Annotated in this window: 3 protein-coding genes; all 3 read left to right on the forward strand. The window is 62.1% G+C overall.

Translation table 11 applies throughout. The annotated features are described in order from the left end of the window. Positions 1–196 precede the first annotated feature (196 nt). The 3 genes from arsH to I6U14_RS00250 all read left to right on the forward strand — a co-directional run bounded on the left by arsH (position 197) and on the right by I6U14_RS00250 (position 1,850). Positions 197–907 carry an arsenical resistance protein ArsH gene (arsH, locus tag I6U14_RS00240; protein WP_296895902.1) on the forward strand — a complete coding sequence of 237 codons (711 nt, stop codon included), beginning with the start codon at positions 197–199 and terminating at the stop codon, positions 905–907. A gap of 188 nt (positions 908–1,095) precedes the next feature. Then, the gene (locus tag I6U14_RS00245) at positions 1,096–1,380 is read left to right on the forward strand and encodes a ribbon-helix-helix domain-containing protein (protein ID WP_296895905.1); all 285 of its coding nucleotides are present in this window, start codon (positions 1,096–1,098) and stop codon (positions 1,378–1,380) included. A gap of 74 nt (positions 1,381–1,454) precedes the next feature. Further along, entirely contained in the window at positions 1,455–1,850 is a 396-nt protein-coding gene (locus I6U14_RS00250) for a VOC family protein (protein ID WP_296895908.1), read from the forward strand. The last annotated feature ends 49 nt before the right edge of the window (positions 1,851–1,899 follow it).

Genomic DNA, 1,899 nt, shown 5'->3' on the forward strand with positions numbered 1-1,899 from the left:
TGCCTGGTGCGTGGGTCCGGAGATGTGTATAAGGAAAAGAGGTCAGGCAAATCGCGGCAGTCAGTGTTTCCGTCGGATCAAGCGGGCGGCGGACGCGCCGAGACCGTGGCACATGCCACGCCACCGTGCTACCCGCGACATCGACCAATTCGACCTGCGGCCGCCGACAGGCCATGCCCCGCGAAAGGCCCGATGCATGAGTGACACGCCCCAGCTTGCCGAGGCGCATTTCCGCCCGATCGACGACGCTCGCCTGTTCCCGTCCGATCGCGCCGTGCACCCGCCCCGCATCCTCCTGCTCTACGGGTCGCTCCGCACCCGGTCCTTCAGCCGCCTGATGAACGAAGAGGCCGCGCGCGTTCTGACTCGCTTCGGCGCTGAAACCCGCACGTTCGACCCATCCGGCCTGCCGCTGCCCGACGATGCCGAGGCCGATCACCCCAAGGTGCAGGAGTTGCGCGATCTGGTGACCTGGAGCGAGGCGATGGTCTGGTGCTCGCCGGAACGCCACGGCGCGATGACCGGCATCATGAAGGCGCAGATCGACTGGATCCCGCTGGCGCTGGGCGGCGTGCGGCCCACGCAGGGCAAGACGCTTGCGGTGATGCAGGTCTCCGGCGGCTCGCAGAGCTTCAACGCGGTCAATCAGCTTCGCGTGCTGGGCCGCTGGATGCGCATGGTCACGATCCCGAACCAGTCCTCGGTGCCCAAGGCCTATCTGGAGTTCGACGAGGACGGGCGGATGAAGCCGTCACCGCTCTATGACCGGATCGTGGATGTGATGGAAGAGCTGATGAAGTTCACGCTGCTGTTGCGCGACCGGGCCGCCTACCTCACCGACCGCTACAGCGAGCGCAAGGAAAGCGCCGAGGACGTCGCGCGGCGCGTCAATCAGCGCAGTCTTTGAAACGGCCGGGCCATAGGGCCCAATCAATGCGCCGCTTACGCCCCTTTTTCGATCCAGCCATTGGGCATCAACCGGCTTCTGCGGCGGGATAGCGGCGCTTGGGTCCTGCTTGGCAGCCACGATCTGTTTGACTTATAATAATTGAAAACAGCGATGAAAAATGGTCGCCCCAACGGAGGAACGCTTCAATGTGCCAGATATTCGCTGCCCAGGACCCGGCGGACTACGAGTGCGAGACACGCTCGATCCGCTTGAACGGCCATAGCACGTCTATCCGCCTCGAAGCCGGTTTTTGGCGGGTGCTCGACAGCATCGCCGAGCGCGAGAGCCTGACGACGCCGCAGTTCCTTTCGCAGCTGCACGACGAGGTGCTTGAGCTGCGCGGTGAGGTGCGCAACTTCGCGTCGCTCTTGCGCTGCGCCTGCCTGGCCGAAGTCGCGCGCCGCGCCCAGGGCGCCAAACACGCCGCGTAGTAGCGGCGTACCACCATCCGGCCCCGAACGATGGTAATGTTTTCCTCTAAGCGAAAGCGAGGGAGGATGGTGGAATGGCGAAAGCTATTCACATGATGATCCGCGTGCTCGATGAGGCGCGCTCTGTCGACTTCTATGAAAAGGGCTTCGGACTCAAGATCGCCGACAGGCTCGACTTCGAGAACTTCACACTCGTCTATCTCAGAAACCCGGAAAACGACTTCGAGGTCGAACTGACCGTCAACAAGGGCGAGACCGAGCCGTATGACCTCGGGAACGGCTATGGCCACATCGCCTTCGCGGTCGACAACCTCGAAGCGGAGCACGAACGCTTCAAAGAGCTCGGCTTCGAGCCCCGGGATATCGTCGAATTCGCCCCGGATGGCGAAGTGATCGCCAAGTTTTTCTTTGTTCAAGATCCGGACGGCTACAAGATCGAACTGCTGCAGCGTGCCGGCCGCTATCAATAAAAACCTCGGCCGCGAAAAATAATAACAAAGGAAACGCTTGATGCTATAC

Origin of the sequence: Thiohalocapsa sp. (genome assembly GCF_019695415.1) — a bacterium.
In the GTDB taxonomy this organism is placed as follows: domain Bacteria; phylum Pseudomonadota; class Gammaproteobacteria; order Chromatiales; family Chromatiaceae; genus Thiohalocapsa.

Excerpts from the sequence above, each read along its gene's own strand:
- arsH (WP_296895902.1), top strand. The coding sequence starts at position 197 with ATGAGTGACACGCCCCAGCTTGCCGAGGCGCATTTCCGCCCGATCGAC.
- I6U14_RS00245 (WP_296895905.1), top strand. The coding sequence starts at position 1,096 with ATGTGCCAGATATTCGCTGCCCAGGACCCGGCGGACTACGAGTGCGAG.
- I6U14_RS00250 (WP_296895908.1), top strand. The coding sequence starts at position 1,455 with ATGGCGAAAGCTATTCACATGATGATCCGCGTGCTCGATGAGGCGCGC.